The sequence below is a fragment of the Nocardioides sp. T2.26MG-1 genome, assembly GCF_950101795.1.
Taxonomy (GTDB): Bacteria; Actinomycetota; Actinomycetes; order Propionibacteriales; family Nocardioidaceae; genus Nocardioides.
This window is the reverse complement of sequence record NZ_CATNLZ010000025.1, coordinates 1-356: the sequence shown is the minus strand read 5'-3', so window position 1 is coordinate 356 and position 356 is coordinate 1. Positions and strand designations below refer to the sequence as shown.

At 69.7% G+C, this 356-nt stretch carries 1 pseudogene; it reads right to left on the bottom strand.

The window, feature by feature from the left end:
- Positions 1 to 356 (bottom strand): annotated as a pseudogene (locus QQZ14_RS15000) (IS1634 family transposase); the annotation flags it as partial.

The window sequence follows — 356 nt, the reverse complement described above, 5'->3', positions numbered from 1 at the left end:
GCCTCGATGTTGGTGACGTAGCCCTTCAACCCGACGAGGTCGCGTGCTCTGGCCAGTGAGGTCTCGTCGAGCTCGTTGGCGCCGTTGCGGGTCCTGACGAACCGTGGGGTCCTGGCGGCCTTCTCCCCGGCCACGACCGCACGGGCCTTGTTCTCCTGCAGGGTCAGGGTCGTGTTGTCGCGCACGGCCCGCTTCCGCGAGTAGGCCCACACCGCGCGCCACGACTTCGCATGCACCGCCGGGTCCCAGACGGGCTCAGCCCGACGGGCCGGGTCGCTGGTCTTCACCGCGGTGCCTCGTTGGTCGCGTGGGGTGATGGTGTCGATGACCTGTCCGTCGGTGAACGCGGTGCCGTG